We start from the raw sequence: 22,823 nt of genomic DNA, 5'->3' as shown, positions 1-22,823 counted from the left end.
GCAGCTTGGCCATAGATGGCGGCGCCGGCCCGGCCGGCCCTCAGCCAAACCGAAGGGGGCCGCCCCCATCGTACGCTGGCGGTACTGCTCAGTCCGGTGCTTCATGAGGTGGATTGCGCGCGGGCAGTCGGCCCAAGTCCCGACTGCGAAGGCTGCGCTCCGGCTCCGTATGCCGAGCCCGCGAACGCTACCGTTCCGGGCGTTGTCACGAACGCCCTGGGGGTCGAATGGTACCACTGCCCCGGCTCGAACGGGGGACCTCTTGATCCACAATCAAGCGCTCTAACCAACTGAGCTACAGCGGCACTCGGGCTGCGATGTATCCTGAGGCCGCGGGCATTTCAAGCGCCAGCGGCGCAGGGAATGCAGAATGGGGAAAACTCATGGGTCCGTGGGGCGACCGCGTACCGGAATCCGGTCGACGCCTCCGGCCTTCAACCCGTAAGGTGCCGGGTGTTTCCCGCCCCGTTCGTCTCAATCCTTCCCAGCGGTCGATGAAGCCAAGAAACGCGCCGCGCCGTGGATTTCCCGCCGGCCAGATGCTGGTTCACGTACCCGGCCGATTGCGCGCCCTGGTCCGCGGCAGCGAGTTCGGCCTCGTGATCCTGGCCGCCTGCGTCGGCACCATCGCCGGGGTCGCGGTCTCGGCCATGAGCCTTGCGACGCAGGGCTTGCGTGAGATCCTCTATCGTCTGCCGCACGGCACGCGCCTCAGCGCATCGACGGATGTGGCTCCGATCCTCATCCTGATCGGCCCGGCCGTCGGCGGTCTCATCCTCGGCTTGATCGCTCTGGGCCTCGCCCGCCGCCGGGGTGGCCCGCAACGGCCCATCGTCGATCCGATCGAGGCCAATGCCCTCCATGGCGGGCGGCTCTCGCTGAAGGGGTCGGCCGCCGTGGCGGCGCAGAACGTCATCTCGAACGGCAGCGGTGCCTCGGTCGGTCTCGAGGCCGGCTATACCCAGATCTGCGCCGGACTCGCCTCCCGGCTCGGCCTCGCCTTCGAGATGCGGCGCTCCGATCTGCGGACCCTGGTGGGCTGCGGGTCGGCCGCCGCCATCGCCGCGGCCTTCGGCGCGCCGCTCACGGGGGCGTTTTATGCGTTCGAACTCATCATCGGCACCTATTCCATTGCCACCCTGACACCTGTCGTGGTGGCGGCCCTGTGCGGTAGCCTCGTGGCCAAGGCGCTGGTGACGCAAAGCCCCCTCGTCACCGCCGACGGGTTCGATGCCCTGACGACCCGGGCGATCATGGGGATCGACACCCTGCCGAGCCTCGTCCTCGGTCTCGCCTGCGCGGGGCTCGGCATCCTGATCATGCGCGGCGTCACCCTGGTGGAGCAGGGGGTGCGGGCGACCCGTCTGCCGTCCTTCCTGGCCCCCGCCGTCGGCGGTCTCTGCGTCGGTGCCCTGGCCCTGGCGATCTCACCGCAGATCCTCTCCGGCGGGCATGGCGCGCTCCATCTCCACCTCGATGCCGACATGCCCGCCATGGGGCTCGGTGCCCTGGCACTACTGTTCGTGGCGAAGGCTTCGGCCTCGGCGATCTCCATCGGTTCGGGCTTTCGCGGCGGCCTGTTCTTCGCCTCCCTCTTCCTCGGCGCCCTGGCGGGAAAGCTCTTCGCCGCGTTGATGGCGGAGGCGATCCCCGGCCTGTCCGGCCTCCACGGAGTGTCGGGCCTGGAGAGCCTCGCGGTGTTCGGCCTCACGCCGCTCGCCTATGCGGTGATCGGCATGAGCGCGCTGGCGGTGGCGGTCATCGGCGGTCCGCTGACGATGACCTTCCTCGCCCTCGAACTCACCGGCAGCTTTCCCATAACCGGCCTCGTCCTCGTCGCCGTGATCGCGTCGTCGATGACCGTGCGGAAGACCTTCGGCTACTCCTTCGCCACCTGGCGCTTTCACCTTCGCGGCGAGAGCATCCGCAGCGCGCACGATATCGGCTGGATCCGATCGCTCACCGTGGGGGCGCTCATGCGCCGCGAGGTGGAGACCATGCCGGTGGACACGCCACTGTGCGACTTCCTGAGAGCCCATCCGCTTGGCTCGCCCTCGCGTGTGGTGCTGGTCGACGGTGACGGGCGCTATGCCGGGATCGTGCTGGTGCCCGAGGCCCATGCCCTTGCCACCGTCGATGGCGAGGCGCCGCTCGCCGAGGCCATGCGCTATGCCGACGTGTTCCTCACCGCCGGCATGAACGCCAAGCAGGCGGCAACCGCCTTCGATGGTGCCGAGAGCGAGGCGCTGGTGGTGGTGGACGATCCGGTCTCACGCCGCGTGGTCGGCCTGCTCACCGAGAGCCACACGCTCAAGCGCTACAGTGAAGAGCTTGACCGGCAGAGGCGGGCGATCGTGGGTGATGCCGGATGACCGGTGGACCCTGCGCGGGTCTCGGGGGCGCAGGTCCGCCGTGTCCCCATCCGCCTGGTCGAGGGCGGATGGGCGGGTCGCCTCAGGCCGGGATGAGGCGGCGTGATTTGCGCATCAGCGCCTCCTCCACGGTGCCGTCTCCGTCGAGATAGCCGTGGCGCTTGGGGTTCGGCATGATCAGCGAGCCGACGAAGGCGATGCCGAGCATGGCCGTGACGTACCAGAAGAAGCTGCTCTCGAAGCCGATCTGCTTCAGATACAGGGCCACCATCTCCGCCGTGCCGCCGAAGAGGGAATTCGCGACAGCGTAGGAGAGGCCGACGCCCAGCGCACGGACCTGGGTAGGGAACAGCTCGGCTTTCACGATGCCGCTGATGCCGGTGTAGAAGCTGATCACCGTGAGGCCGATCATGATCAGGCCGAACGAGAGATAGGGGTTGGTGGTGGCGCCGATGGCCGTCATCAGCGGCACCACCATCAGGGTGCCGAGGCCGCTATAGAGCAGCATGTTGGTCTTGCGGCCGATCCGGTCCGACAGCCAGCCAAAGAAGGGCTGGATCACCATGTAGACGAGGAGCGCCGCCGTGGAGATCTGCGAGGCGGTGACCTTGTCGATATGCGCCGTGTTGAAGAGATACTTCGGCATGTAGGTGGTGAAGGTGTAGAAGCTCAGCGAGCCGCCGGCCGTGTAGGCCAGCACTACGCAGAACGCGCGCCAGTGCTTGAACAGGGCGGCGAAGGTGCCCGATTCCTTGTTCGCCATGTCCTCCTTGGTGGCGGTCTCGGCGAGCGACGAGCGCAGGAACAGGGCGACCACGGCGGCGAAGGCCCCGATGACGAAGGGGATGCGCCAGCCCCAGGCGGTGAGCTGCTGGGCCGTGAGGAAGCTCTGCAGGATGATCAGCACCAGCGAGGCGAGGAGCTGGCCTCCGATCAGGGTGACGTACTGGAACGAGGCGAAGAAGCCGCGCTGGCCCTTCAGGGCGACCTCGCTCATGTAGGTGGCGCTGGTGCCGTACTCGCCGCCCACGGACAGGCCCTGGATCATGCGGGCGAGGAGCAACAGGGCGGGAGCCCAATGTCCGACGCTGGCATAGGTCGGCAGCACGGCGATCATCAACGATCCGCCGCACATCATCAGGACCGAGATCATCATCGAGGTCTTGCGGCCGAGCCGGTCGGCGATGCGGCCGAACAGCCAGCCGCCGATGGGGCGCATGAAGAACCCCACCGCGAACACGGCGGCGGATTTCAGGAGCTGGCTGGTATCGTCGCCCTCGGGAAAGAACACGGGCGCGAAGTACAGCGCGAAGAAGGCATAGCAGTAGAAGTCGAACCACTCGACGAGATTGCCCGACGAGGAGCCGACGATAGCGAAGATGCGGCGACGGCGGTCCGCCGGATCGTCGGGCCGCGAAGGATCGATCGCGATAGCGTCGGACATATGGACTCCCAGGCGTTTTCCGGGACCTTCGCGGAGGTCTCTTGGGCGGCGACGTTAAGCACCGGACCGAGAATCACAAGAGCGCGATCACAGCTTTCCGCCGCCGTGCATGAACACCGTGCGGGAAATGTTAGCCCGGATCTTCGGCCGGTTGCCGGGAATCTCCTGGTTTTCCTGCGATGCGGCGCAACGCCACTAATAAGTGAAAACCCCTAACTGCGAAGCTTGAACATACAGTGGGACGCCGTTTTCACTGATGAGAAAAGCATAGTCGAAAATTTCGGAACGGTTTTGCCAGCCTTTCCGTTTCGGCTTCACATCGGCGCCATACGGCGTCCGAGTTCGATGCAGGGATGGACTTAGCGACATGAGCAAGCTCTTGCGAAGCACTATGACGGCCGCCGTACTGGTCGTCGGAGCGGCGACGGCCTTCGCCCAGGGCGGTCCCGGAGCCGGGGGTGGCGGTGGTGCAGGTGGCGGCGCTGCGGGTGGTGGCGCGGCTGGCGCCGGAGCAGGCGCTGGCGGAGCGGGCGGTGGCGCCGGAGGCGGCGTGCGCGGCGGTGCTGGCGGCGGTGCAGGTGGCATGGAGCGCGGCGGCGGTGCTGGAGCCGAGCGCGGCGGAGCGGGCGGTGGAATGGATCGCGGCGGTGCTGGAGCCGAGCGTGGTGGCCCCCCGGGCGAGCGTGGCGGTGCAGCCGGTATGGGTCGTGGCGGCGACGATGTCGGGGGCGCCCGCGGCGACCGTCCGGATGCAGGCGGCAAGGCTGACCGAGACGGTAAGGCTGACCGAGACGGCAAGGCGGATCGCGGTGATCGCATGGACCGCGACGGTAAGGGTGATCGCGACGGCAAGGCGGATCGTGGCGATCGCATGGACCGCGACGGCAAGGGTGATCGTGACGACAAGGGCGCCCGCGGAGACAAGATGGATCGCGGCGACAAGTCGGACCGTAGCGACCGCATGGACCGCGACAGGGGCGAGCGCGGAGACCGAGCCGGTCGCGGTGATCGTGGCGGCCGCGGGGATCGCGGTGCGGTGCGCGGCGCCTATGGGCGACTCGGCGCTCCCCAGCGCACGGAATTTCGCCAGAGCGTGCTTCGCCGTGGTGTGACCCGGCTCGCGGCGGGCGCCTTCGCCCTGAGCGTCGGTACGGCGATCGCCCGCAGCTACACTCTCTACGACCTGCCGCCGGACATCGTGCGGATCGCGCCGGAATACGAGGATTACCGTTACGTCCTCGTCGACGACGACATCGTCATCGTCGATCCCGACACCTACGAGATCGTGGACGTCATCCGAGGCTGAACGGCGGCAGCCTTGGCTTCAACGGAAGATCATGGAGAGGGGGCGCGGCCGAGAGGCTCGGCGCCCCTTTTCTTCGATCCGGACAGCGGCTGGAGCCGCGCCCCGGGACGGTTCGGTTACCGGGCCTTGTCGATCTCCTTGTTCAGTTCCTGGCTGGCCACCTCGACCGCCTGCCGCGTCTGGTCGCGAAGGTAGGTTTTGGTCTCGGCCGGGATCACTGCCCAGGCGGTCGCGGCGAGGAAGGCGAGGGCCGCGAGGCCGTAGGCGAACCCCTGCATGATGCCGAGCCATCCCAGCAGCAGCGGGATGAGGCTGATCACGATCGCGGCGCTCATCGACCCGGCTAAGTAATAAACTGAGACGGCGCAAATCAAAGCCAGGCAGATCGGTTTGACGAACGCGACCGCGATCCGCTCCATAGCGTACTTCCTTATTATTTTAACGTAACAATTGCGTTGATGAGCGATGTGCCAATGCGTCGTTCATGATCATCGCGTCGTCCGCCGAGATGAAACGCCGGACCATCGTCCGTCAACGGTGCCGTGAACGTTCCGGACAGGGCGTCTTGTTTTTCCGATGATTTGGGACGCAATGTCCGTTAGGCTCGGACGGGAACGTGTAGCGTGACGACATCTGCAACCGTCCGGCACTCGATCCGGCTGGCCGACGGGGACGCCGCCTATCGCGTGGCCGCCTGGCGGGAAGCCATGGCGACCTCAGGCGAGATCCAGCTGACACCGGAGGAGGCCGAGCGCTTCGTCAGCGAATCGGCCTTGCGCCGCCTCGGTCCGGTGCTGGTCGGACGGATGAGCGCCAGCGACTTCCGCCTCGTGCGCACGAAGGCGTTCGCCGCGCGCAGCCGCCTCGACCACGTGTTCATCAACGTGTTCGAGGCCGGCTAAGGCTACGGCACCTGCGGCCGGCGGCCGATGACCTTCGAGGTCGGCTCGCTCTGCGTGACCAAGCTGTCCAGCCCGGCCGAGTACCGCCTCGAGGGCATCACCTGGACCGTCATCGTCGTCCCGCGACGCCGCCTCGAGGCGGCGATGGGCCCCGTCGCCCGTTTGGACGGCCGGGTCTTCGCACCGGACTCCCCGCAGGCCCTCATCCTGGGCGCCCATATCCGCGCGCTCATCGACCTGCCCGAGACCCTGGCGCCCGACGGCGCCGCGCTGGCGGGCCGGACCTGCCTCGATCTCCTCGCCTCCTGCCTCGGCGGGGCGTGGCCCCGCTCGGAGAGCGATGCCGTGGCGGAGGCTGAGACCGCCAAGGCGATCCGGCGCCACATCGAGGCGCATCTGGCCGATCCGGATCTGGGGCCGGGCACGATCTGTGCCGATTTCGGCCTCTCGCGCTCGCGGCTCTACCGCCTCTTGAGCGCCACCGGCGACGTCGCCGCGACCATCCGCAGCCTGCGGCTGGCACGGGCCCACCGGGCGATCGCCTCCCGGCGGATGGACGACCGGCCGGTGGGCGAAATCGCGGCGGCGTTCGGCTTCCAGCAGGAGCGCAGCTTCCGCCGGGCCTTCCAGCAGGCCTTCGGCTATTCCCCCGCCGACCTGCGCGCCCGGGTGCGCGCGGGCGCTGCGGTCCCACTGCCGGAATCCGGGGCCGTCATCGACGACTGGTTCAACGGGCTGTAGCGGTCGTGGGGCGGGCTCCGCCCGAGCGCATCGACGCTGCGATGGCTCCCCCCACACTCCTCGCCGGCGCAGCGGGCGTCCGGGACGGGATGCCTCAGCGCCCGCCGCGGTCCAGCATCCGCGAGACCACCCTTGCCGTGTAATCCACCATCGGAACGATCCGCGCATAGTTGAGCCGGGTCGGACCGATGACGCCGACGACGCCGACGATCTTCTGCGAACCGTCCCGGAATGGCGCCGCGATCATCGAGGAGCCCGAGAGCGAGAACAGCTTGTTCTCCGAGCCGATGAAGATGCGGACGCCTTCGCCGCCCTCGGCGCGGGAGAGGAGATCGATCACGTCCTTCTGCGTCTCGAGATCGTTGAACAGCAGGCGGATCCGTTCGAGATCTTCCACCGCCCGCAGGTCGTCGAGCAGGTTCGCCTGGCCGCGTACGATGAGCTGGCGCGCTTCCGAAGGCCCCACCGTGGTGGCGAGGCCGGCATCGACCAGCCGCTCGGTGATGACGTCGAGTTCGCGCTTCATCGCCTCGCGGCCAGACTCGATCTCCGCTCTCAGGCCTCCGAGGGTTCGCCCCTGCAGGCGGGCGTTGAGGTAGTTCGAGGCCTCCTGCAGGGCGCCCGCCGGCAGGCCGGGCGGCAGGTCGAGGAGGCGGTTCTCCACCGAGCCGTCGTCGGAGACGAGGACGACGAGGGCACGGGCGGGATCGAGCCGCACGAACTCGATGTGCTTGAGATGGACGTTGGTCTTGGTCGTGACGACCACGCCCGCCCCGCGCGACATGCCGGACAGCATCGACGAGGCTTCGGCGAGGGCGCTCTCGAAAGTGTGGCCCGAGGCGGCGGCGCGCATCTGCGCCTCGATCCGCTCCTGCTCCTCGCGGCCGACATCGCCGATCTCCAGCATGGCGTCGACGAAGAAACGCAGGCCGAGTTCCGTCGGCAGGCGCCCGGCCGAGGTGTGAGGTGCGAAGATGAGCCCGGAATGCTCCAGATCCGCCATGACGTTGCGGATCGAGGCCGGGGACAGGGCCATCGGCAGGATCCGCGCGAGGTTGCGCGATCCCACCGGTTCGCCCGTCGTGAGGTAACTCTCGACGATCTGCCGGAAGATCTCGCGTGTCCGCTCGTTCAGCGCCGAGAGAGCCTGAAGTTGCTGCGAGGAGGAATAGGGATGCGCGCGTTCGGTCACTGGGTGTTTCCTGACCGCCGATTGTGTCCGGCTCGGAGCCCGGGCACAACCTTTACCGGTGAGGCATAGCCGCCCTGTCGTCTGCCAATCCGCCGGTGGCCCGAACGGAACGGCCTTTGCGTTGCGTCGCCGCCCTGGCGAGCCGTCTCGCCGGGCCGGCGGGTTTGGCTGACGGACCCGCCGCTCCCGTCCGTCCGGAGGACAACGCCGCCGTGCCCGACCTCGATACCGTCGTCAAAGAGATCGCCGAAGAGATGGCGGACAGGCCGGACCGCGGAGAGGTCGCCACGTACATCCCGGAACTCGCCCGAGTCGATCCGAAAGCGTTCGGTCTCGTCGTCATCGACGCGGACGGCCATGTGGCGGCGGGAGGCGACAGCGACACGCCGTTCTCAATCCAGAGCATCTCGAAGGTCTTCACCCTCACCCTGGCGCTCGGCATGGCCGGCGACCGGCTCTGGCGCCGGGTGGGACGCGAGCCTTCGGGCAGCCCGTTCAACTCCATCGTCCAGTTGGAACGGGAGCGCGGCATTCCACGCAATCCCTTCATCAACGCCGGGGCCATCGCGGTCACCGACGTGATCCTGTCGGGCCATCAGCCCAGGGAAGCCCTGGGTGAGATCCTGCGTTTCATGCAGTTCCTGGCACAGGACTCGACCATCATCATCGACGAGGCGGTCGCGGCCTCGGAGCTGCGCACCGGATACCGCAACATCGCGCTCGCCAACTACATGAAATCCTTCGGGGTTCTCGACAATCCGGTGGATTTCACGCTCGGCGTCTATTTTCACCACTGCGCCATCGCCATGTCGTGCCGGCAACTCGCCGACGCGACCCGTTTCCTGGCCTATTCCGGGCGGAACCCGCTGACCGGTTATTCCGTGGTCTCGGCTGAAAGAGCGCGGCGTATCAATGCGGTGATGCTCACCTGCGGTCATTACGACGGCTCGGGCGAATTCGCGTATCGGGTCGGCCTGCCGGGCAAGAGCGGAGTCGGCGGCGGGATCATCGCCGTGGCACCGGAAAAGGCCTCGATCGCTGTCTGGTCACCGGGACTCGACGCATCCGGCAATTCCCATCTCGGCCGGATCGCCCTGGAACAGCTCACCAGGCGCCTCGGCTGGTCGATCTTCGGCGCCTGATCTCCGTCGTGCGGGCGCCGTCGCGGTGCTCAGTCCTTCGGCGCGTCCGCGGCCGTCCTCTTGAGCACGGTGAGGTAGTCCCGCAGGAGCCCGACGCGTTTCGGCCGGAAACTCGCGCCCGCAAGTTCGGCCGCGGCGATCCGATCCACCCGGAACATCCGGTGTGCCTCGCGCAGGCAGCACCAGGCGAGGACCACCAGCTTGCTGTCGAGATAGACGATCGCGAGGGGCCAGATCGTCCGTTCCGTGATCCGTGCGTCGCCGTCCGCGTAGCGGATCGTCACCGCTTCCTCGCGCCAGCACCCTTCGCGGATCACCGCCGTAGCAGGGGAGGGGGCGAAGCGCTCCTCGGACCGGCGGACCTGGGAGACAGCATGGAGCAGGTGCTGTTGGCCCGTATCGGGAAGGGTCGCCGCCACCTTGGCGAGTACGGCGACGGCGGCTTTCGCCAGCGCCGGATCACCCATGTGCCGGACTTCGGACAAGCCGAGTACCAGCGCTTCGATCTCGATGCGATCGAAGATCTGCGGCGGCAAAGCCCCATCCTCGATCAGACGATAGCCGTAGCCGCGCTCACCCTCGATATGGGCGCCGGCTGCGCGAAGGCTGTCGATGTCGCGGTAGAGCGACCGGGGGGACACGCCCGTCTCCTCCGCCAGCCGGGCCGCCGTCACCGGCGCGGGCAGCACGCGCAGGGCCTGGAGCAACCGGAAGAGACGGTCCGTGCGAGCCATCGTCCAACTGACGCAGAGTGGCAGTAGCCCTCATTTATAAGCATCGGTGTCGACCTCGCCAACAGGAGTGCCCCGATGCTGACCCTCTTTCATTCGCCCAAAAGCCGTTCGACCCGCATCATCGCGCTGCTGCATGAGCTCGGCGCCCTCGACGACGTGTCCGTAGAGATCGTCGCCATCGCGCGCCGGGACGGTTCCGGTCGGCGTGATCCCGCCAACCCCCATCCCGAGGGAAAGGTGCCCTTCCTTGTCCATGATGGCGTCACGACCTGGGAGAGCAGCGCGATCATGCTCTACCTCGCCGACCTCTTCCCGAAGGCGGGGTTGAGTATCCCGCCGGAGCATCCGCAGCGGGGAGCCTATCTCAGCTGGTTCGCGTGGTATTCGGGTGTGGTCGAGCCGGTCATGCTGTTGGAGGCGATCGGGCTCGCGCATCCCGCCCTCGCATCGACCTTTCGCAGCGGCACGGAGATGCGGCAGCGCCTCGCGGCCGGGCTCGCCGAGGGGCCCTACCTCTTCGGCGAGCGCTTCACGGCGGCGGACCTGCTCCTCCACTCGCCCTATGCCTGGTTCGGCAAGGCGGGCGATCCCGTCATCGACGCATGGGTCGAGCGCTGCATGGCCCGTCCCGGGGCGGCATTCGCCACCGAATTCGATACCGCACACGCGCTGACATGAGCGGTTTCAGCAAGGCACCCCATCCCAGGACGGGGGCGGCGAAGCGGGCCGCGATCCGAAGCCTCTTCGGCAATCAGCGCAGCATCCATATGAGGCAAAATGCCTAAAAAGGCATCACCAGGCTCATGAAATGGTCAAGCATAACGAAAACCGCCACGGCGCCGAGGAGCGCCGTGGCGGATGTCGTGTTAGGCTGCTGCCTTCGCCTCCTCGGAGGTCGGCACCGAGGAGACGGTCTTCAGGATCTGCGAGGCGATCTGGTAGGGGTCCCCCTGGCTGTTGGGACGGCGGTCTTCCAGATAGCCCTTGTACTCGTTGTTGACGAAGCTATGCGGCACGCGGATCGAGGCGCCGCGATCGGCGACACCGTAGCTGAACTGGTCGATCGCCGCAGTCTCGTGCTTGCCGGTCAGACGCATGTGGTTGTCCGGGCCGTAGACGGCGATGTGGTCGTCCAGGTTCTCCTTGAACGCCGCCATGAGCGCCTCGAAATAGGCTTTGCCGCCGACCGTGCGGAGGTGCTCCGTCGAGAAGTTGGCGTGCATGCCCGAGCCGTTCCAATCGGTGGCACCGAGCGGCTTGCAATGGTACTCGATGTCGATCTCGTACTTCTCGCACAGGCGCTGCAGGATGTAGCGGGCGACCCACATCTCGTCGGCGGCCTTCTTGGAGCCCTTGCCGAAGATCTGGAACTCCCACTGGCCCTTCGCCACCTCGGCGTTGATGCCCTCGTGGTTGATGCCGGCGTCGAGGCACAGGTCGAGGTGTTCCTCGACGATCTTGCGGGCAATGGACCCGACTTCCTTGTAGCCGACGCCGCAATAGTAAGGGCCCTGGGGGGCCGGGTATCCGCTGGCGGGGAAGCCGAGGGGACGGCCATCCTTGTAGAAGAAGTATTCCTGCTCGAAACCGAACCAGGCGCCGTCATCGTCGAGGATCGTGGCGCGCTTGTTGGAGGCATGCGGCGTCACGCCGTCCGGCATCATCACTTCGCACATCACCAGCACGCCGTTCTTGCGCGTGCTGTCGGGGAAGTGGCGCACGGGCTTGAGCATACAGTCGGAGCTCCCGCCTTCGGCCTGCATGGTCGAGCTGCCGTCGAAGCCCCAAAGCGGAAGCTGCTCGAGGGTCGGGAAGCCGTCGAATTCCTTGATCTGGGTCTTGCCACGCAGGTTCGGCACCGGCGTGTATCCGTCGAGCCATAGATACTCGAGCTTATATTTCGTCATTTCGAGCCTCTCGTCCCTCAAGCGATCCGACGGCCGGGTTTCCCCCATCACATCGTTCGCAGCCGTTCGTAGCCGGAATCGCCGTTAGCATAATGTGTGCCACCTATGGTTCCGTAAGCGTGACGGCACCGACGTAACCTCCTGCCGCGCGAGGCCGGGAGGCTTCACCACCGGCCGTGGCGACCCTGACCCCTGACGACGCGCCTGCCCGCAAAATAGGCATCTCTGTAGGAGACCTTCCCCGACGCAAAACCGGGGTGGCATATGCTCACTGACCGATCACCGTCCGCGCGTTGCCCGCGACTTGGGGAACGATGGCGCAGCGTCATCATCGATCTGAGACCGCCGACCGATCCGCGCTCGGGTCCCATGCTTAATCCCGAAACAAAAAATATAAATTCGGTGCAGGGCATGCGGCCTTTCCAGGAGAACACGCGTTCCATCGCATCCGCACCAAATCGGGCGGCGATACGAACAACTCACGGAACGGAGTCCGTCCTGATGAAGAACCCAACCCTGTCCGCCATGGCGAAGACCCTCGCCATCGTGGTCGCCCTGGTAGGCGCGATGGTCCTCGGTACGCCGCGCGGTGCTCAGGCTGCACCGATGGCGGTGTCCACGGAGGTCGCCGGCTCTGTCAACGCGGCCGCCACGCAGGTCCAGTACGGCGGCGGTCACTGGCGCCATCACGGCCGGCACCATCGCCGTCACTTCGGTCACCACCGCGGTCGCCACTTCGGCCATCACTTCGGCCGGCGCTTCGGCCATCATCATCATCACCGCCGTTTCGGTCACCATCATCGCCGCCACTACCGCTACTGAGGCGTGAGTTCGGGGCGCGTCCCGTGGGCGCGCCCCTCCCTTCCGGGCCGCGCTTGCCGGTCGACCAGCCGGGGCCTAAGAGCCCGGACGATCAATCCGGAACTCGACCAAGGAGAGTGCCCATGCGGCCCTCGAAGCGCGCGAACGACGAACTGCGCAACGTCACCCTGGAGCGCGCCGTCGCCCGCTATGCCGAGGGTTCCTGCCTCGTCACCTTCGGCCAGACGAAAGTGCTCTGCACCGCCTCCCTCGAAGAACGCGGCCCGCCATGGCTACGCGGTTCAGGCAAAGGCTGGGTCACCGCCGAGTATTCCATGCTCCCCCGCGCAACTCATGAGCGCACCCGACGCGAGGTGAATTCCGGCAAGCCATCCGGGCGGACTCAGGAGATCCAGCGCCTGATCGGCCGGTCGCTCCGCGCCGTGACCAACCTTCCCGCCATCGGCGAGCGACAGATCACCGTGGATTGCGATGTGATTCAGGCGGATGGTGGCACCCGCACCGCCGCGATTACCGGCGCCTGGATCGCCCTGCACGATTGTTTCACCTGGATGCGTGGGCGCTCCATCATCTCGGTGGATCCCCTGCGCGAGCATGTCGCCGCGATTTCCTGCGGCATCTACAAGGGTACCCCGGTACTCGACCTCGAATACGCGGAGGATTCGGCCGCCGAGACCGATGCGAATTTCGTCATGACCGGGTCCGGCGGACTCGTGGAGGTGCAGGGCACCGCCGAGGGCAAGCCCTTCTCCGAGGCCGAACTCCTCGAATTGCTGCGGCTGGCCCGTGGCGGCATCGAGCAACTCGTTGCCCTTCAGAAGCAGGCGATCGCATGAGCGAGCCGCGGATTCTTACAGGGCGGGTCGTCATCGCCACCCATAATGCCGGCAAGCTCGTGGAGATGCGCGAGCTCCTGGCACCGTTCGGTGTCGAGGCCGTCTCAGCCGGCGAACTCGGTCTGCCCGAGCCCGACGAGACCGGGACGATGTTCTCCGAGAACGCTGCGATCAAGGCCATCGCCGCGGCGCAGGCCTCGGAATTGCCGGCCTTCGCCGACGATTCCGGACTCTGCGTCAACGCCCTCGACGGCGCACCCGGCCTGTTCTCCGCCCGCTGGGCAGGACCGAACAAGGATTTCCCCGGAGCCATGGCCCGTATTGCGGCCGAGCTCGACAAGCGCGGTGCCACCACGCGCCGGGCTCACTTCGTCTCCGCTCTCGTCATCGCTTGGCCGGATGGCCATACCGAGACATTCGAGGGCCGCGTCTTCGGCGATCTTGTGGAACCGCGCGGCTCGCAGGGCTTCGGCTACGACCCGATGTTCCTCCCCGATGGCTACGACCGCACTTTTGGCGAGATCTCCTCGGAGGAGAAGCACGGCGTCCACTGGCAGAGTGGCAACGCCCTATCGCACCGGGCGCGAGCGTTCGTGCTGCTGGCGCAGAGCTGCCTGCGGCGGCCCGGCTGAACGGGCGAGCGAGCTTCTTCAACCCTCACTTCGGCGGCATCCCGGGGGGGCGGCGGTGCCCGTGGTTTGTCTCGGCACCATTGCCAAAATCCCCAACCGCGCGCACATCCGCCCGATGACCGATCGTTCAGGCCCGGACCACCCGACCCGTGATGCCGGGTTCGGTGTCTATGTCCATTGGCCCTTCTGCGCCTCGAAGTGCCCCTATTGCGACTTCAACAGCCATGTCCGTCACGCGCCGGTGGACGAGGTTCGCTTTCTCGCGGCGTTCCGGGCCGAAATCGCCCATGTGGCGGCGCGAATTCCCGGCCGGACCGTGTCGAGCATCTTCCTGGGCGGCGGCACCCCGTCGCTGATGCAGCCGGACACCGTCGCTGGATTGCTCGAGGCCATCGACGATGCCTGGGGCACGGCGCCCGATATCGAGGTGACGCTGGAAGCCAACCCCACCAGTGTCGAGGCCGGCCGTTTTCGCGGTTATCGGGCCGCCGGGGTGAATCGTGTTTCCCTCGGAGTCCAAGCCATGGACGATGCCTCCCTCAAAGCCCTCGGACGGCTCCATACGGCCGCCGAGGCGATGGCGGCGGTCGAGACGGCGGCCGCGCATTTCGAGCGCTATTCCTTCGATCTCATCTATGCCCGGCCGAACCAGAGCGCGTCCGCCTGGCGTGCCGAACTGAAAGAGGCCATTGCCCGCGCGGCCGAGCACCTGTCGCTCTACCAGCTGACCATCGAGCCGGGGACGCCGTTCTTCGGCCTCCACGCCGCCGGCAAGCTCGTTCCACCCGACAACGACATGGCGCGAGCGCTCTACGACGTGACGCAAGAGGTCTGCGACGCGGCCGGGCTCTCCTCCTACGAGATCTCCAACCATTCCCGTCCCGGCGCGCAATCGCGCCATAACCTCCTGTACTGGCGTTATGGCGAGTATGCCGGCATCGGTCCCGGCGCGCATGGCCGGTTGGTCGCCGGCGAAGGGCGGATCGGCACCGTCACCGAACGGGCCCCGGAGGCATGGCTCGCCCGGGTCGAGCGTGACGGCCACGGCATCGTCGAGACAGAAACCCTCTCGGCCGCCGACCAAGGCGACGAATTCCTGATGATGGGCCTGCGTCTGAGGGAGGGCATCGACCCGGCCCGCTACGCGATCCTGAAGGGCCGCCCCCTCGATCCGGTTCGTGTCGAGGCCCTGATCGGCGACGGGCTCCTCGTCCGCCTGGAGGGAGGCCGCATTGCCGCGACCCCGCGCGGCGCGCCGGTTCTGAACGCGGTGGTGGCGGAACTCGCTGCCTGAAGCGCGACCGAGTTCCGTCACGGATGAGCGATCGCAGAGGCGGTCATAGACCGACCTCTCCCATGTCTTGGGGCTCATCGCCGGCCTTGGTTGCCCTCGGCACGGCATCCATCGGGCACATCTGACCGGTGAAGCCGCGTCAGGTACCGGAGGGGCCGAGCGTGCGCGGGGCCGGACTGACGATGGTCGGTGCGCCGCTGCGGATCTCGTAGATGGCCAACGCCCTGTCGCTTAACCCCTCTGGCCGGAAGCGGAATGTGCCGTCGATCCCCGAGAAGCCTGCCTGCGTCGTCAGTGTCACATCGGCAAAGCGCTGCGATCCGTATTGTCGCGTCAGCGCCGCCATGAGCGAGACGGCATCGTAGGCCAGCGTCGCCACGCGTGGCGGCACCGAACCGAAACGCGCCTGATAGCGCTGCGTGAAACCGTTGAACCCATTGGCATCCGCTGCTGCGAACCAGCCGCCCTGCAGGGCGGGCAGCGCATAGTTGCGCGGGTCGTTCCACACCGCCGTGCCGATGGGTTTGACCCGGCCGGGAGAGAATCCCGCCTTGGTGAGGGCGGGTGCAACGACGGACAGGCCCTCTGGACCCTCCGGCAGGAACAGGGCGTCGGCCTGGGCACCGGGACCATGGATGAGTCCGGCGAGGCGGGCGATGGCAGGGGCCGGTGCGCCGGGCGCGTAGCGCTCGATCCCCACCAGCCGGGCACCTTTCCGCGCGACTGCCTCGCGGAACTGTGCCTCCACGGCATTCCCGTAGCTGCTCTCGGGGATCAGCGCGGCGAAGGAGCGGCGCCCTGCCGCCACCGCCTCATCGACCACCCGATCCACCTCGGTCTGCGGCAGGAAACTGAGAAGATAGACGCTGCGCGCCGCAACGCTCGCATCGGTGGAAAATGCGATGATCGGCTTGCCGGCCCCGCGCGTGACCCCCGCCGCCGCCTGGACATTGGCCGCGAAGAGAGGGCCGAGGACCAGTTCGGCGCCCTCTGCCAGGGCGGCCTGGGTCGCCTCGCGTGCGCCCTCCGGCGAGCCGCGATCGTCCTTCACCAGGATCTGAAGGTCGGGCTTCTGGAAATCCTCGACGGCGAGTTCCGCCGCGTTGCGCAGAGCCGCGCCGACGGCGGAACCGGGACCGGACAGGGGCAGGATGAGGGCGATCTTCACCGAACCGGAGCCGATCGTCATCGCGCCCGGTGATGTCGTTTGCGGATCGCCCGCGACGGCGATGCCCGGGCTGGGTGCGGCTTTCGTGGCACGGGGACCGCCATCGGGACCGCCGATGCAGCCGCCAAGCCCCCCGGCGAGCAGCAGAATCGCCGCCGCCCTCGTCCAAACGGGCGTTGCCGAACCGTGGCCCCTTGCAAGGCTTTTCCCCATTGCACGGTACTCCCCGTCGCCAATCCGTGTCCCACGCCCGCTGCGCGCACGGTGAAAGCCTGGACGACAAAAGTAAATGTCACGACACCCCCGGTGCGGGCATTCCTCCGGCCGGTGTCCCCGTGGCAATGTCCGCACCATGACCCAGAGAATCGACAACCGGACGCGCCGCTCCAGGGCGGTCCATGATCCGGCCAAGCCCGTCTCCACCTTCACCGCCTTCGGCCTCGCGGCGGAGGCGGAACCGCTCGACCCCGGCCTGCACGTGGTGGCGACCCCGATCGGCAACCTCAAGGACGTGTCGTTCCGTGCGCTCGCCACTCTGGCGGCGGCCGATACCGTGCTGGCCGAAGACACCCGCGTCACCCGCACGCTGTTGATGCATTACGGCATCACGACACCGCTGGTCGCCTATCACGAGCATTCGAACGCGGCGGTCCGCGAGCGGATGATCGCACGGATGCAGAACGGCGAAGCGCTGGCGCTGGTCTCGGATGCGGGAACGCCATTGGTCTCGGATCCCGGCTTCAAGCTCGTCCAGGCGGCGATCGAGGCCGGCATCGCGGTGACGCCGATCCCCGGACCCTCTGCGGTGATGACCGCCATCGTCGCAGCGGGCCTGCCGACCGACCGCTTTTTCTTCGAAGGTTTCTTGCCGCAGAAATCAGGCGCTCGGCGCAATCGCCTTGCAGCGCTGGGGCAGATTCCTGGCACGCTGGTCCTGTTCGAATCGCCCCATCGCCTGCCCGAGATGCTGGTGGATGCCGCCGCGATCCTGGGAGGGAGTCGCCCCGCTGCGGTCGCCCGCGAACTCACCAAGCTCTACGAGACGATCCGGCGCGGCACCCTCGCGACCCTGGCCGAGACCTTCACGGAGGAGGGGGCGCCCAAGGGCGAGGTGGTGGTCGTGATCGGGACCAATCCGGACGAACCGCCGGAGGAGGAGGTCGAGGCCGGTCTCGATGCGGCGATCGAGGCGGCGCTGTCCCGCCACTCGATCAAGGATGCCGCCGCCCTCGTGGCCGATGCCACCGGCCAGCCCCGTCGCGTGGTCTATGCCCGCGCCCTCGTCCTCGCCCGGCGTACCGATGCGGACGTCTAAGCTCGTCGACGGGAAACAGCGGCGCGCCGCCTACCTACGCGGTCATTCGGGCGAGACCCTCGCCCTCCTCGCCATGATGATGAAGGGGTATCGTCCGCTGGCCCGGCGCTTCAGCGCGAGCGGCGGCGAAATCGACCTGATCCTGCGCCGGGGCGACACGATTGCTTTCGTGGAAGTGAAGGCGCGGGCGACTCTCGACGTGGCCCGGACCGCCATCGATGCAAAGAAGCGCGCCCGTTTTTCACGCGCGGTGCGCGCCTGGATGGGGCGCAATCCGCGCTATGGCACCCTGACGTTGCGCGCGGATGCGGTGTTCGTGGCGCCGCGCGCCTGGCCACGCCATTTGCCCGATGCCTTCGCGATCGAAGGACTGTGAGCCGGCGTGACGGGCATTCTGCCCGCCGGAGAGGGCCGTCTACTTCCTCGCGGCCGCGAGAGCCGCGATCAGCGTGCGCTTGAGATCGGCCTGGCTGAACGGCTTCTGGACCACCGGACGGTCTCGGAACGGCTCGCGGATGCCCGCGCCGCCATATCCCGTCGAGAACACGATGGGCAGGTCGCGCTCCGTGATCGCCTCGGCCACCGGATAGATGGGCTCACCCGCGACGTTCACGTCGAGGATGGCGACCTCGAAGGTCTCGGTCCGCGCCATCTCCAGAGCCGTCGCTAGACGGGCCGCAGGCCCGACGACGGTGCACCCGAAATCGAGGAGCATGTCTTCGAGCAGCATCGAAATGGCTGCTTCGTCCTCCACCACCAGAACCCTGGCGCCGTCGAGGAGAGTGTCGTTCTGTTCAGCACTCACGCTGGGGATTCTTCCCTTCGATTCGTTCCTGCCCGGAACGGTTCCGTCATCCGTCGCCTTACCGGCTTGCCATCCGTCAGGGTGGCGTGAATGACGTTTGGCTCCTGCGGCAACGGTCGAGCCGTCGCCCGTTCCGCTTGGCGTGTCAAGGCGCAGGAAGTGGCCGCAGCGGTTCAGGATCGGGTTAATGTTATCGGACGATACATTTTCGCGCAGATCACCGGGGCCTGTGGCACCCGGAGCAACGAACCGGCGCGGCGCGTTGGCGCTGCTCGTTACCTGGGCTGTCGCGGCGGGCACGCCCGCGCGGGCGGAGCGCCCCCTCGTCGTGGCCTCGAAGAGCGACACCGAAGGTGCGCTGACGGGGGCGATGATCGCCCTGGCGCTGGAGCATCTCGGTATCCCGGTGGTCCGCAAACTCGGCCTCGGTCCCACCCTGATCGTCCGGGACGCCCTCCTTTCCGGAGAGGTCGACATCTACCCGGAATACACCGGCAACGGGGCGTTCTTCACCGGCACCGAGACCGATCCCGCCTGGAAGATCCCGCAGGACGCCTACGAGACCATCCGGCGCAAGGATGCCGAACGGGGATTGGTCTGGCTCGCCAGGGCGCCCGCCAACAACACCTGGCTCATCGCCCTCAACGGGGATTTCGCACGGGCGCGGCATCTGGCAACGATGGCGGATTTCGCCGGGGTCGCCAATGACGGCCTCATCCTGCTCGCGGCCTCCACCGAGTTCGTGGAGAGCCCGGCGGCTCTGCCGTCCTTCGAGGCGGCCTACGGCTTCAACCTGCCCCTCGACCGCATCATCAGCCTGCCCGGTGGCGATACGGCGGTGACGGCCCGGGCGGCGGCGCAGGGGATCAGCGGGGTTAATGCGGGCATGGTCTATGGTACCGACGGGGCGCTTTCCGCCCTCGACCTCATGGTCATGAGCGATCCCAAGGCGGCCCAGATCGTCTACGAGGTCGCTCCGGTCATCCGCGCCGCTGCGCTGGAGCGCTATCCGGCGATCGGACCGGCCCTGGCGCGGATCTTCGCCGGCCTCGATGCACCGACCCTGCGCGGCCTCAACGGCCGGATCACCGTGGAGGGCGAGGTCGCGGATCGGGTCGCACGGCGCTACCTCAACGAGCGCGGGCTGATCGGGTGAGAGCGCCATCGCTGCCCGCTTCCATGCGCCATGCGACGGGCCATCGAGCGCCATGGGCCGGGCTTTTCGCGGCCGGCCTTCTCGTCGCGTCCCTCCATGGGATGGCGCTCCTCGAGGTCGCGGCCAACCGCCTCCTGCCCGGCGATCCGATCAGGGCCTCCGCATTCCACGACCGGTCGATCGGCCTCGTCTCGCTCCTCGCGCTGGCCGGCCTCGCCGTCGGCGCGGCGCTGCCCCGGCGCGCGGGCGGTCTTCTCGCCCTCTGCCTCTTCCTGTCGGCCTGGGCCGTCCTCCTGCTCGGCCTCGGCGCGGAGGCGGCCCGGATCGGGGCGACCATGCCGCCGGCGGCGAGGGCCAGCCTCGGCTCCGGCTTCTGGATCGCTTCGTCCTGCCTCCTGGCGCTGGCCGGAGGCAGCATCGCGCGGGTCCGACGCCGGGGGCTCGGAGTGCTCGCCATCCTCGCCGCCGCCGGGGTCCTGGTCGCGGCATTGCGCGGCGGCGGGTTGGACGGGCTGTCCCTCGCGGTGGAATATGCCGGGCGGCGGGAGGCGGTGCACGAGGCCATCGCCGAGCACCTGCTCCTGGCGGGCGGGGCGCTCGCCCTCGCCATCCCGGCGGCCGTCCTTCTGTCCCTCTGGCGCTCGGGACAGGGGCTCGTCGGGCTCCTCGTCAGCGGCGTGCAGGTGATCCCCGCCGTCGCCCTGCTGGGCGCCCTCGTCGCCCTCGTCGGCGGGGTGCTGCGCGCCGTGCCGGCCCTACGCGATCTCGGCCTCTCGGCCCTCGGGCCGTGGCCCGCGCTTCTCGGCATCGCCGCCTACCTGCTGCTGCCCCTTTGGCGCGGCATCGGCACGGCCCTGCGCGCCGCCGATCCCGCCGCCATCGACGCCGCCGAGGCGATGGGCCTGACGAAGGCCCAGATCCTGGCCCGAGTGAAGCTGCCCCTCGGCGCGCCCATGCTGGTGGGGGCCTTGCGGGTGGCGGCGGTCCAGAGCCTCGGCCTCGCGACGCTGGGCGCCCTGATCGGCGCGGGCGGCCTCGGACGGATCGTCTTCGACGGCATGGCCCAATTCGCCCCCGACCTGATCCTGCTGGGCGCTATCCCCATCATCCTCCTGTCGCTGGCGGCGGAAGGCTCGCTCAGCGCCGTCGAGGCGTCCTGCCGCGCGCGGTGGCACGCATGAGGCCCGGCCTGCGCAGCGCCACCGCCACCGGCCTCGTCGGGGCGGCCCTCGCCGCCATGAGCCATCCGGCCGTGGCGACAGCAATCGTCGCCGGCCTCGGGGAAGCGCCGCGACGGGGCTTGAGCGCGGAGCGCCTGCTGGCTCTGGCAACGCATCACCTCGCCCTCGCCGGGACCGGGCTCGCCCTGGTGGCATTGCTCGGCCTCGGCCTCGGCATCCTCGCCACCCGCGCCGGCGCGGCGTCCCTGCGCGGCGGCATCGACGGTATCGCGGCCGCCGCGCAGGCGGTGCCCCCGGTGGTGATGGTGGCCCTGGCCCTGCCCATCCTCGGCTTCGGCGGACCGCCGACCCTGCTGGCGCTGGTCGCCTACGGCATCATGCCGGTCCTGCGCGGCACGGTGGGCGCACTGGAATCGGTCTCGCCCGAGGCGCGCGAGGCGGCGCAGGCCATGGGGTTCACCCGCCTCCAGATCCTGCTGCGGGTGGAACTGCCCCTGGCGATGCCGGGCCTCGTCGATGCCCTGCGGACGGCCCTCGTCCTCGCCATCGCCACCACGGCGGTGGGCGCCCTGGCGGGAGCCTCGACCCTCGGCACGCCCATCGTCGCCGGCTTGCAGAACCAGAACGTCCTGCCGATGCTGCAGGGCGCCCTGGCCACCGCCGCCCTGGCCTTTCTCTGCGACGCGGCCATGCTGGCCCTGGCCGGCCTCGCCCCGGCGGACCTGGCGCGGCGCTGAGCGGGCTTCGCGGCGGTGATGACCGCTTCTGTGCTATGGACTCGGCGACGGGCCGGCCTCCGTGCGAGTCGTTCGTCCAAAGCATGAACCTCATCCTTCGAGGCTCGCGCCGCGTTTCGGCACCTCGGGATGACGTGGTCTGCCGGGATGATCGGCGCGAACACGCGGCGCGGTCATGTCCGGGACCGTTCGAAAGTCGCGACACGGCATGACAGATCTGACGGCGCGGGACATCGCGGCATTGCGGAGCGAGTGGATCGGTGGAGGTCGGCTGGCCGTCGGGGACGATTCGTCTCCGTCGGACCATGATTCCATCTACCGGTGGGTCTTGACCTTCATCGACGGCGGCGCCGACGACCCCGATTACGGTGTCGTCCTCGGCCTCGTTTATCATAGCCTGAACTTCGACATCCCGTTCAGCGCGACGAAGTCCGCGCGTGACGACCTGATGCATATGGCGCGGACGAAACTCGAAGATATGCATGGGCACAGACATCCGACCTAGATGTTTGGTCCCGGGATTTGGTGGAGTGGATCGGACCCGTTCGTCCGGGCAAAAGATTTTGATAAACTTTGCCATGTTCTGGCATCCTCATCCCAGGAGGCCGCTATGGCGACGGTGAACGTATCCCTCCCCGATCCGATGAAGGATTGGGTCGAGGCCCAGGCCCGGACGGGTCGCTACAGCAATGCCAGCGATGACGTGCGCGACCTCATCCGCCGCGATCAGGAGCGCTATGCCAAGCTTGCCGAGTTGCAGGCGCTGGTGACCGAAGGCATCGAGAGCGGCATCAGCACGCGCAGCAAGGATGATATCAGGCGGCTGTCAAAGGAGACGGCGATGACGCGCAAAGCGTGACCTACCGGACCACCGAAGCTGCGGACCGCGATATCACGGACCTTTATGCCGATGGCGAGGCGCAGTTCGGCATCCGGCAGGCCGAGCGCTGTCAAAACCGCCTCTTCGACCTCTTCGATCTGATCGCGGATGACCCCGCCTTGCGCGCGAGCGGCGTGAGTTCACGCCGCCGCTCCGCATTCATGCCTCCGACGCGCACCTCATCCTTGACACGCTCGAGGATGCGGGCGTGCTGATCGTCCGCGTTCTGCCGGGCCGCGCGGATCGGGAGTGCTGGC

At 68.0% G+C, this 22,823-nt stretch carries 26 protein-coding genes, 1 tRNA gene and 1 pseudogene; 20 read left to right on the top strand and 8 right to left on the bottom strand.

Annotated features, from left to right (window positions below; genetic code table 11):
- Nucleotides 1–228: 228 nt before the first annotated feature.
- Nucleotides 229–305, bottom strand: a tRNA-His gene (locus MKK51_RS13840).
- Between the two features lie 234 nt (nucleotides 306–539).
- On the opposite strand from MKK51_RS13840, the gene MKK51_RS13835 reads away from it, so the two are divergent.
- Nucleotides 540–2,372, top strand: coding sequence for a chloride channel protein (locus MKK51_RS13835; protein ID WP_243977895.1), 1,833 nt, complete (start codon nucleotides 540–542; stop codon nucleotides 2,370–2,372).
- 82 nt (nucleotides 2,373–2,454) lie between these two features.
- Here MKK51_RS13835 and MKK51_RS13830 read toward each other — a convergent pair whose 3' ends face one another.
- Entirely contained in the window at nucleotides 2,455–3,816 is a 1,362-nt protein-coding gene (locus MKK51_RS13830) for an MFS family transporter (protein ID WP_243977893.1), read from the bottom strand.
- 458 nt (nucleotides 3,817–4,274) lie between these two features.
- On the opposite strand from MKK51_RS13830, the gene MKK51_RS13825 reads away from it, so the two are divergent.
- Complete coding sequence (locus MKK51_RS13825) at nucleotides 4,275–4,928, top strand: hypothetical protein (RefSeq protein WP_313898811.1); 654 nt, start codon at nucleotides 4,275–4,277, stop codon at nucleotides 4,926–4,928.
- The gene (locus MKK51_RS27385) at nucleotides 4,910–5,122 is read left to right on the top strand and encodes a DUF1236 domain-containing protein (RefSeq protein WP_313898810.1); all 213 of its coding nucleotides are present in this window, start codon (nucleotides 4,910–4,912) and stop codon (nucleotides 5,120–5,122) included. Before MKK51_RS13825 ends, MKK51_RS27385 begins: the two co-directional genes overlap by 19 nt.
- 116 nt (nucleotides 5,123–5,238) lie before the next feature.
- Here MKK51_RS27385 and MKK51_RS13820 read toward each other — a convergent pair whose 3' ends face one another.
- A complete protein-coding gene (locus MKK51_RS13820) occupies nucleotides 5,239–5,541 on the bottom strand; it encodes a hypothetical protein (RefSeq protein ID WP_243977889.1) in 303 nt (100 codons plus the stop codon).
- Between the two features lie 204 nt (nucleotides 5,542–5,745).
- Here MKK51_RS13820 and MKK51_RS13815 point away from each other — a divergent pair, with 204 nt between their 5' ends.
- The 3 genes and pseudogenes from MKK51_RS13815 (at nucleotide 5,746) to MKK51_RS27195 (ending at nucleotide 6,765) form a co-directional block, all read left to right on the top strand.
- Nucleotides 5,746–6,024: a hypothetical protein gene (locus MKK51_RS13815; protein ID WP_243977888.1), complete on the top strand. Its 279-nt coding sequence runs from the start codon at nucleotides 5,746–5,748 to the stop codon at nucleotides 6,022–6,024.
- A 21-nt stretch (nucleotides 6,025–6,045) separates the two neighbouring features.
- Nucleotides 6,046–6,324 (top strand): annotated as a pseudogene (locus MKK51_RS27200) (hypothetical protein); the annotation flags it as partial.
- Between the two features lie 45 nt (nucleotides 6,325–6,369).
- Nucleotides 6,370–6,765 (top strand): AraC family transcriptional regulator, encoded by a 396-nt coding sequence (locus tag MKK51_RS27195; protein WP_313898815.1) that lies wholly within the window; start codon nucleotides 6,370–6,372, stop codon nucleotides 6,763–6,765.
- Between the two features lie 94 nt (nucleotides 6,766–6,859).
- On the opposite strand, the gene hrcA is transcribed toward MKK51_RS27195, so the two are convergent.
- Complete coding sequence (hrcA, locus tag MKK51_RS13805; protein ID WP_243977884.1) at nucleotides 6,860–7,957, bottom strand: heat-inducible transcriptional repressor HrcA; 1,098 nt, start codon at nucleotides 7,955–7,957, stop codon at nucleotides 6,860–6,862.
- A gap of 212 nt (nucleotides 7,958–8,169) precedes the next feature.
- On the opposite strand from hrcA, the gene MKK51_RS13800 reads away from it, so the two are divergent.
- Nucleotides 8,170–9,099, top strand: a complete 930-nt coding sequence (locus tag MKK51_RS13800; protein WP_243978614.1) for a glutaminase — start codon at nucleotides 8,170–8,172, stop codon at nucleotides 9,097–9,099.
- A gap of 29 nt (nucleotides 9,100–9,128) precedes the next feature.
- Here the strand turns inward: MKK51_RS13800 and MKK51_RS13795 are convergent, their stop codons facing one another.
- A complete protein-coding gene (locus tag MKK51_RS13795; RefSeq protein WP_243977882.1) occupies nucleotides 9,129–9,833 on the bottom strand; it encodes a helix-turn-helix transcriptional regulator in 705 nt (234 codons plus the stop codon).
- Nucleotides 9,834–9,908: 75 nt separating this feature from the next.
- Here MKK51_RS13795 and MKK51_RS13790 point away from each other — a divergent pair, with 75 nt between their 5' ends.
- Nucleotides 9,909–10,511, top strand: coding sequence for a glutathione S-transferase family protein (locus MKK51_RS13790; protein ID WP_243977881.1), 603 nt, complete (start codon nucleotides 9,909–9,911; stop codon nucleotides 10,509–10,511).
- Between the two features lie 188 nt (nucleotides 10,512–10,699).
- On the opposite strand, the gene MKK51_RS13785 is transcribed toward MKK51_RS13790, so the two are convergent.
- The gene (locus MKK51_RS13785) at nucleotides 10,700–11,740 is read right to left on the bottom strand and encodes a glutamine synthetase beta-grasp domain-containing protein (protein ID WP_243977879.1); all 1,041 of its coding nucleotides are present in this window, start codon (nucleotides 11,738–11,740) and stop codon (nucleotides 10,700–10,702) included.
- 501 nt (nucleotides 11,741–12,241) lie between these two features.
- Here MKK51_RS13785 and MKK51_RS13780 point away from each other — a divergent pair.
- The 4 genes from MKK51_RS13780 to hemW all read left to right on the top strand — a co-directional run bounded on the left by MKK51_RS13780 (nucleotide 12,242) and on the right by hemW (nucleotide 15,324).
- Entirely contained in the window at nucleotides 12,242–12,562 is a 321-nt protein-coding gene (locus tag MKK51_RS13780) for a hypothetical protein (protein WP_243977872.1), read from the top strand.
- A gap of 122 nt (nucleotides 12,563–12,684) precedes the next feature.
- The gene (gene rph / locus MKK51_RS13775) at nucleotides 12,685–13,398 is read left to right on the top strand and encodes a ribonuclease PH (protein WP_243977868.1); all 714 of its coding nucleotides are present in this window, start codon (nucleotides 12,685–12,687) and stop codon (nucleotides 13,396–13,398) included.
- Nucleotides 13,395–14,030, top strand: a complete 636-nt coding sequence (gene rdgB, locus MKK51_RS13770) for an RdgB/HAM1 family non-canonical purine NTP pyrophosphatase (protein ID WP_243977866.1) — start codon at nucleotides 13,395–13,397, stop codon at nucleotides 14,028–14,030. Before rph ends, rdgB begins: the two co-directional genes overlap by 4 nt.
- 115 nt (nucleotides 14,031–14,145) lie before the next feature.
- Nucleotides 14,146–15,324, top strand: a complete 1,179-nt coding sequence (gene hemW / locus MKK51_RS13765; protein WP_243977864.1) for a radical SAM family heme chaperone HemW — start codon at nucleotides 14,146–14,148, stop codon at nucleotides 15,322–15,324.
- Between the two features lie 139 nt (nucleotides 15,325–15,463).
- Here hemW and MKK51_RS13760 read toward each other — a convergent pair whose 3' ends face one another.
- The gene (locus MKK51_RS13760; protein WP_409565683.1) at nucleotides 15,464–16,513 is read right to left on the bottom strand and encodes a penicillin-binding protein activator; all 1,050 of its coding nucleotides are present in this window, start codon (nucleotides 16,511–16,513) and stop codon (nucleotides 15,464–15,466) included.
- A gap of 331 nt (nucleotides 16,514–16,844) precedes the next feature.
- Between MKK51_RS13760 and rsmI the strand changes: the two genes are divergently transcribed.
- Both rsmI and MKK51_RS13750 read left to right on the top strand, forming a co-directional pair.
- Nucleotides 16,845–17,807: a 16S rRNA (cytidine(1402)-2'-O)-methyltransferase gene (gene rsmI, locus MKK51_RS13755; RefSeq protein ID WP_243977862.1), complete on the top strand. Its 963-nt coding sequence runs from the start codon at nucleotides 16,845–16,847 to the stop codon at nucleotides 17,805–17,807.
- Complete coding sequence (locus MKK51_RS13750) at nucleotides 17,794–18,183, top strand: YraN family protein (protein WP_243977861.1); 390 nt, start codon at nucleotides 17,794–17,796, stop codon at nucleotides 18,181–18,183. Before rsmI ends, MKK51_RS13750 begins: the two co-directional genes overlap by 14 nt.
- 39 nt (nucleotides 18,184–18,222) lie before the next feature.
- Here MKK51_RS13750 and MKK51_RS13745 read toward each other — a convergent pair whose 3' ends face one another.
- Nucleotides 18,223–18,612, bottom strand: a complete 390-nt coding sequence (locus MKK51_RS13745; RefSeq protein ID WP_027172092.1) for a response regulator — start codon at nucleotides 18,610–18,612, stop codon at nucleotides 18,223–18,225.
- 229 nt (nucleotides 18,613–18,841) lie between these two features.
- Here MKK51_RS13745 and MKK51_RS13740 point away from each other — a divergent pair, with 229 nt between their 5' ends.
- The 6 genes from MKK51_RS13740 to MKK51_RS13715 all read left to right on the top strand — a co-directional run bounded on the left by MKK51_RS13740 (nucleotide 18,842) and on the right by MKK51_RS13715 (nucleotide 22,781).
- Nucleotides 18,842–19,768, top strand: coding sequence for a glycine betaine ABC transporter substrate-binding protein (locus tag MKK51_RS13740; protein WP_313898809.1), 927 nt, complete (start codon nucleotides 18,842–18,844; stop codon nucleotides 19,766–19,768).
- A gap of 23 nt (nucleotides 19,769–19,791) precedes the next feature.
- Nucleotides 19,792–20,949 carry an ABC transporter permease subunit gene (locus MKK51_RS13735; protein WP_409565692.1) on the top strand — a complete coding sequence of 386 codons (1,158 nt, stop codon included), beginning with the start codon at nucleotides 19,792–19,794 and terminating at the stop codon, nucleotides 20,947–20,949.
- Nucleotides 20,946–21,686, top strand: coding sequence for an ABC transporter permease subunit (locus tag MKK51_RS13730; RefSeq protein ID WP_279601133.1), 741 nt, complete (start codon nucleotides 20,946–20,948; stop codon nucleotides 21,684–21,686). The genes MKK51_RS13735 and MKK51_RS13730 overlap by 4 nt, the downstream gene beginning before the upstream one ends.
- A gap of 208 nt (nucleotides 21,687–21,894) precedes the next feature.
- Entirely contained in the window at nucleotides 21,895–22,191 is a 297-nt protein-coding gene (locus tag MKK51_RS13725) for a hypothetical protein (RefSeq protein WP_243977856.1), read from the top strand.
- Between the two features lie 105 nt (nucleotides 22,192–22,296).
- Nucleotides 22,297–22,545: a type II toxin-antitoxin system ParD family antitoxin gene (locus tag MKK51_RS13720; protein ID WP_243977854.1), complete on the top strand. Its 249-nt coding sequence runs from the start codon at nucleotides 22,297–22,299 to the stop codon at nucleotides 22,543–22,545.
- Nucleotides 22,542–22,781: a type II toxin-antitoxin system RelE/ParE family toxin gene (locus MKK51_RS13715; protein ID WP_243977852.1), complete on the top strand. Its 240-nt coding sequence runs from the start codon at nucleotides 22,542–22,544 to the stop codon at nucleotides 22,779–22,781. Before MKK51_RS13720 ends, MKK51_RS13715 begins: the two co-directional genes overlap by 4 nt.
- Nucleotides 22,782–22,823 lie beyond the last annotated feature (42 nt).

Origin of the sequence: Methylobacterium sp. E-045, from assembly GCF_022829685.1 — a bacterium.
Taxonomy (GTDB): domain Bacteria; phylum Pseudomonadota; class Alphaproteobacteria; order Rhizobiales; family Beijerinckiaceae; genus Methylobacterium.
The sequence above is the reverse complement of the archived record's forward strand: the minus strand, read 5'-3'. Positions and strand labels throughout refer to the sequence as shown.

Bases quoted from the DNA above. Each gene is read 5' to 3' on its own strand.
- MKK51_RS13730 (WP_279601133.1), top strand. From the start codon at position 20,946: ATGAGGCCCGGCCTGCGCAGCGCCACCGCCACCGGCCTCGTCGGGGCG.
- MKK51_RS13835 (WP_243977895.1), top strand. From the start codon at position 540: ATGCTGGTTCACGTACCCGGCCGATTGCGCGCCCTGGTCCGCGGCAGC.
- rsmI (WP_243977862.1), top strand. From the start codon at position 16,845: ATGACCCAGAGAATCGACAACCGGACGCGCCGCTCCAGGGCGGTCCAT.
- MKK51_RS13720 (WP_243977854.1), top strand. From the start codon at position 22,297: ATGGCGACGGTGAACGTATCCCTCCCCGATCCGATGAAGGATTGGGTC.
- MKK51_RS13725 (WP_243977856.1), top strand. From the start codon at position 21,895: ATGACAGATCTGACGGCGCGGGACATCGCGGCATTGCGGAGCGAGTGG.
- MKK51_RS13735 (WP_409565692.1), top strand. From the start codon at position 19,792: ATGCGCCATGCGACGGGCCATCGAGCGCCATGGGCCGGGCTTTTCGCG.
- MKK51_RS13820 (WP_243977889.1), bottom strand. From the start codon at position 5,541: ATGGAGCGGATCGCGGTCGCGTTCGTCAAACCGATCTGCCTGGCTTTG.
- MKK51_RS13760 (WP_409565683.1), bottom strand. From the start codon at position 16,513: ATGACGATCGGCTCCGGTTCGGTGAAGATCGCCCTCATCCTGCCCCTG.
- MKK51_RS13785 (WP_243977879.1), bottom strand. From the start codon at position 11,740: ATGACGAAATATAAGCTCGAGTATCTATGGCTCGACGGATACACGCCG.
- MKK51_RS13750 (WP_243977861.1), top strand. From the start codon at position 17,794: ATGCGGACGTCTAAGCTCGTCGACGGGAAACAGCGGCGCGCCGCCTAC.
- rdgB (WP_243977866.1), top strand. From the start codon at position 13,395: ATGAGCGAGCCGCGGATTCTTACAGGGCGGGTCGTCATCGCCACCCAT.
- MKK51_RS13830 (WP_243977893.1), bottom strand. From the start codon at position 3,816: ATGTCCGACGCTATCGCGATCGATCCTTCGCGGCCCGACGATCCGGCG.
- MKK51_RS13795 (WP_243977882.1), bottom strand. From the start codon at position 9,833: ATGGCTCGCACGGACCGTCTCTTCCGGTTGCTCCAGGCCCTGCGCGTG.
- MKK51_RS13780 (WP_243977872.1), top strand. From the start codon at position 12,242: ATGAAGAACCCAACCCTGTCCGCCATGGCGAAGACCCTCGCCATCGTG.
- rph (WP_243977868.1), top strand. From the start codon at position 12,685: ATGCGGCCCTCGAAGCGCGCGAACGACGAACTGCGCAACGTCACCCTG.
- MKK51_RS13790 (WP_243977881.1), top strand. From the start codon at position 9,909: ATGCTGACCCTCTTTCATTCGCCCAAAAGCCGTTCGACCCGCATCATC.
- hemW (WP_243977864.1), top strand. From the start codon at position 14,146: ATGACCGATCGTTCAGGCCCGGACCACCCGACCCGTGATGCCGGGTTC.